Here is a 4,943-nt window from a genome sequence, read left to right as displayed (position 1 = left end):
CACCATTACAATGCAGGACTACCAGTATTTTTTTTAGATTCTAGATTTTATCAAAATTTGGGTTGAAAATCTTACTCTTAACCAGGCGACTTTTGATATAATTAATAATTATTTAGGTTGTAAAATCCCTACAAGTCAAATTTGGTTTGGCTAGGAAATAATATAAATGGTACTGCTACAGGAAAGTCCAAGACAAAGTTAAAATTAGTTAGGAAATACTTATGAACTTAACCGAAAACTTACAACAACTTCAAACTGAAATAGAAGCAAAACTACCAGAAGATGCAAAGGCAAAAATGCAAAAAGCTGTAGTTGACTTATCTGATTCTGGCATTATTAACAACAGCTTAAAAATAGGAGAAAAAGTTCCTGAATTTAGCTTACAAAATGCAGTAGGTAACGCAGTAGATTTAAAATCATTACTTGCAGAAAATCCTGTAGTAATTTCCTTCTATCGTGGCGGATGGTGTCCTTACTGCAACATGGAATTAAGAGGTTTACAAAAGTATCTACCAGAAATCACAGAATTAGGAGCAAAATTAATCGCAATTTCTCCAGAAACTCCAGATAATTCTCTTTCTACTACAGAAAAAAACGAACTAACTTTTGAAGTATTAAGTGATGTAGGAAATCAAGTTGCTAAAAAATTTGGTTTAGTCTTTCAGGTTCCCGAAGAATTACGCCCAATTTATCAAAATTTTGGTATTGACCTACCTGCTTATAACGGCGATAAAAGTTTTGAATTACCAATAGCTGCTACTTATGTAGTTGGTACTGATGGTACAGTTATTCATAGTTTTGTAGACCCAGATTATACAAAACGCCTCGACCCAGAAGAGATTATTAATGTGTTAAAAAAAGTCAAATAGTACCCTAGAGATTCCTTTAATTAGATAGAAAGATTCAAGTAGGAGATAACAGTTGTTTACCCCTAATTTTTTAGACTAAATTGTAGAATAATTTAACCTGATTTAGCTTACAGAGGTTTTCATTTCAGTAGACAACAGTAGGGGCGTTTGCGGAGCATTCCGGAACGGAAATGGCTATTCGCCCCTACAGAGTTTTGGTTATGAAGATGTGGTTCATCAACCTGAAAAGCTCTGTACATAAAGAAGAGGCAAAGTGAGGAAACATGAAAAAATTGCCAAAAATTCCCTCAATCAAATCTCAAAACTGGTCAATTGAAAAATTACCAGGTTTAAGCAAACAACACCAAACTTTACTAATAGAAAGTGGAATTACCAACACTAGAAAACTATTAGAAATAACTTACAGTCCCCAACAAAAATTAATCCTAGCAAGTCAACTAAAAATTCATCCTCAATATGTTAAAAAATGGGTAGCATTAGCAAACTTAGCTAGAGTTCCTAGTATTGGCTGTGAATACTGTGGACTTCTGCTTCATGCTGGTATTGCTTCAGTTTCTCAACTATCTCAAATACCTGTCCAGAGATTGCATCAACAAATACTCAAATTACAGGTATCAACTATGCAACGTCGCGACCTTTGTCCTACTGTAGATTTAGTTCAAAAATGGGTTCAACAAGCTCAATTTTTATCATTATGAAGAAGGAAGAAGGAAGAAGTTTGAAAATCTACATTTGTAACGGCGAATGGCCATTCGCCCCTACAATTTACATTTAATACTTCATAAATTCAGGACTACCAAAGATTAAAGCTGCCCTCAAATCAGCAGAACTCTTTTCGATTACTCCACGAGTTTGAGCAGAAAAATTATTACCTAAAGTAGCCATTAATTCTTCCGCACTAATAGGTTGACCCCTACCCAATAAACCACCAGACAAAGGCACAGCTAAACTACTACGTCGAATCATTGTATCTGAATCTAACCAAGCTTCTTTTGTATTTTTATAACCGTCGGGAGTAACACAACCATAAAGAGGCATTCCTAACTGGTCTAAAATCCCATTAATAGGTCGAAAATTATCAACTTCATTACCAATAGCTCTCATAGCAGAAGCCACAAACCGATAAGGATTTTTAAACTTAGAATTATGTACCTCTGAGTGCCAAAACTCTGAACTGTTGAAGAGAGTATTTAGTACCTGAAAAATATTACCTCCACTCTCCAAAAAACTCTTAGCTAAAACATTAACTAAAGATTCTGGAGGTTGGTCTAAAACAAAAGTTTGAGCTAACTTATAACTAATATGTTTAGCCGTGGCAGGATGACTAGCCAAAATATCTAAAGCATTTTCTCCTTCAGCCATGCCATTTTCTTTAATTGTTTGTCCGAGAAAAATTTTATCTCCTGGTTCGTGACGTTTTTCATCAAAATAAAATCCATCTGTATCTTCTGCTCTTTTATTATTAGGAGGGAGACCCCAACCAGTAAAAATTTTTGCTAAAGCAATAACATCATCTTGAGTATAGCTTCCATCCACACCTAAAGTATGTAATTCTAATAATTCTCTAGCATAATTTTCGTTGATTTTACCTCTACGACTTTGCCAATTATCTAAATAAATTAACATCGCTGGATGATGAGCAGTAGCTCCTAATAATTCTCTAAACTTTCCCAAAGCATGAGGTCTAATTGCCTTTTGTTCATAAGAGCTAAAATATAACCGATTGAGTCCTTGACGACCAAAAATATTAAAGTGATTGTACCAAAAATCTACCATCACTTCTTCTAAATGACGCGGACTTTCTAATGTTCGTAAAAAACGACCTTTAGTCGCTTGTAAAAATATTTTTTGTTCAAAACGTCGTTTGATTCTATTTAATCCTCTCTGGTCTAATTTTAATTCTTTTCCCTGTTGTTGAAGTTGTTGTAATTCTCTGATTATTTCACTGGGAGTTAGAGGTAATGTATCGAGATATTCTAGCTTTTGAATTAATAGTTTTGGGTAGGGAATAGAATTAGGTTGTAGTTGAGATTGAATATAAATTTCTAAACCAATATTTTTAATATTTTCAATTTGCCCAGGAGTCGGTCCGAAACTGAGGCGATTAATTAGGTGTAAAATTTTAATATCAGTCATAATCTTGATCAAAGAAAGAGTTATCAGTCCAGTAGGGTGCGTTTCCGCTAAGAGCGGACATCAAAAGACGGCTAAAATCTAGACTGCAAAAGGTATTTAACAATCCGTCGTAACGCACCATTTTAGCGATCTTATCGGGTCTGTTACATTTTATGCACTGCCCTACCCTAAATCTTTCGGTGCGTTACGCTTCGCTAACACACCCTACTGGACTGTTTCACCTAAAATAGTGCATTAGGGAGTAGGGGAGTAGGGGAGTAGGGGAGAAAGATTGTTGTTTGGTTTCGTCCCATGCTGCGCAATGCTAACGCAAACAACCCAACCTACATCTATTGCATCATTTAAGATGAAACAGTCTACTACTGGCTCAGACGATTAATTAGGTGTAAAATTTTAGAATCGGCCATTTCAGTTATCAGTGGGGTAATATAATTTCGTTGATTGTCATACAATGCGTAGGGGCGAATGGCCATTCGCCCCTACAATATAGATTCTTCTCTTTAATACTAAATAATACAGATGCTACCGGATTAGATATAATACGCTTATCATAAAATAATATTAGTCATAAATCGAACAGTTCAACCCTGCATCTTCAGGTGTTGAAAACTTCATAGGAATAAATGTGAAGCCGAACATCCTATTCGCACAAGGAACAATCTTAACTAACTCCAAGGGTAGTTTTTGGCGATCGCCTGTCCCTGGTTTAAATTTAATTTTTCCTGTTACCCCATCAATACTGAAACTTTCATCTGCCAGGATATTCTGAATTCCCTGACGAGTAGTTTGTTGCCGAATTCCTTCAAGCAACACTTTCGCTGCATCATACAGCCCTTTTCAGATTTATAAACCACATCGTCATAACCAAAACCCTGTAGGGGCGTTAACGTTTGCGGAGCATTCCGATAGGAAAGTTGTGCGTAGCTAACGGCCGTTCGCCCCTACTGTGGTTTACTGAAATGAAAACTGCTGTAAGCTGTACTAATTCGGAAGAAAAATTCTCGACGATTTTGTGTGAGTTCAGATGTACTCGCACCAGGAGAAACTGATACTAATTGATTTCGGTTATATAGAAGCCCTAACAGTATCTCCAAAAAATAGGTTGGAGGGAGAATGAATTGATAAAAAATGGGTAATAATTGATTTGATGATTGGATGAGTGGGAAATATCTAATACACCCCATCTCCCCATCTCCCCATCTCTCCACACTCCCATACGGACGCCCTTATGCAACGTCCCTACCCCCACTCCCCTACTCCCCTACTATCAATCTATAATTTTAAATAGATCCCTTCAGGGGTTATATATATCTACAGTTGCCATCGTCATCTCACTGGCCCAATGACCAATAACACCTAGAATTTCTGACCGTTTGACTATTGTATTGGCAACATTCTTTGCTTGCCCCTCAAGGTTAGCATCATTAGCAATGATAACTTTTAAACCTTTTCCATTCAAGTTTTTCGAGTCTAGAAAATTTGCACCAGGTAAAGTCGAATTAAAGGATTGATTCTTTTTAAATAGGTGAAAGTTCAAATATTAAACCATATCTCCTCACAAAACTATTGTTATGGCAGAATGTGACCCCTAACTGCTCATCAATGTGTAAGAAAATTCACGTCCACCCACAATAAAAAGTTAATTGTGATAACTAATGTGTAAGAAAATTCACGTCCACCCACAATAAAAAGTTAATTGTGATAACTCATGCACATTTTCCCACTTCCCCAAAAACTAGGAGATGATAAAAATATAGAGCAGGACTTACACAACAGCACTAAATATAGTAGCTTATTTGGAATATTTACCAATTAATACTCTATATATAGAGTTAATGCCCAAGTCCTGCTCAATTCAAAAAACAAGGAGAAAATTATGCTTGCTGGAACTCAAACAACTACTACTCGTCCTACTATATCCCTTGGTAGCACTGGTGA

Annotated in this window: 5 protein-coding genes; 2 read left to right on the top strand and 3 right to left on the bottom strand. The window is 36.1% G+C overall.

All coding sequences use genetic code 11. The annotated features are described in order from the left end of the window. The first annotated feature begins 221 nt into the window (after nt 1–221). Nucleotides 222–869: a peroxiredoxin-like family protein gene (locus AFK68_RS10680; protein WP_094672686.1), complete on the top strand. Its 648-nt coding sequence runs from the start codon at nt 222–224 to the stop codon at nt 867–869. A 263-nt stretch (nt 870–1,132) separates the two neighbouring features. Beyond that, nucleotides 1,133–1,567 (top strand): DUF4332 domain-containing protein, encoded by a 435-nt coding sequence (locus AFK68_RS10675; RefSeq protein ID WP_094672685.1) that lies wholly within the window; start codon nt 1,133–1,135, stop codon nt 1,565–1,567. A gap of 73 nt (nt 1,568–1,640) precedes the next feature. Here AFK68_RS10675 and AFK68_RS10670 read toward each other — a convergent pair whose 3' ends face one another. From AFK68_RS10670 to AFK68_RS10660, 3 genes are all read right to left on the bottom strand, one after another. Further along, entirely contained in the window at nt 1,641–3,005 is a 1,365-nt protein-coding gene (locus AFK68_RS10670) for a DUF1800 domain-containing protein (RefSeq protein ID WP_094672684.1), read from the bottom strand. A gap of 561 nt (nt 3,006–3,566) precedes the next feature. Further along, nucleotides 3,567–3,818: a hypothetical protein gene (locus tag AFK68_RS10665; RefSeq protein ID WP_094672683.1), complete on the bottom strand. Its 252-nt coding sequence runs from the start codon at nt 3,816–3,818 to the stop codon at nt 3,567–3,569. A gap of 481 nt (nt 3,819–4,299) precedes the next feature. Continuing rightward, entirely contained in the window at nt 4,300–4,542 is a 243-nt protein-coding gene (locus AFK68_RS10660; protein ID WP_210407343.1) for an ABC transporter substrate-binding protein, read from the bottom strand. Nucleotides 4,543–4,943: the final 401 nt, after the last annotated feature.

Source organism: Hydrocoleum sp. CS-953, from assembly GCF_002260545.1.
GTDB lineage: Bacteria > Cyanobacteriota > Cyanobacteriia > Cyanobacteriales > Microcoleaceae > Trichodesmium.
Note: the sequence above shows the minus strand (reverse complement) of the source record. Positions and strands in the feature narration are given on the sequence as shown.

Excerpts from the sequence above, each read along its gene's own strand:
- AFK68_RS10680 (WP_094672686.1), top strand. The coding sequence starts at position 222 with ATGAACTTAACCGAAAACTTACAACAACTTCAAACTGAAATAGAAGCA.
- AFK68_RS10675 (WP_094672685.1), top strand. The coding sequence starts at position 1,133 with ATGAAAAAATTGCCAAAAATTCCCTCAATCAAATCTCAAAACTGGTCA.
- AFK68_RS10670 (WP_094672684.1), bottom strand. The coding sequence starts at position 3,005 with ATGACTGATATTAAAATTTTACACCTAATTAATCGCCTCAGTTTCGGA.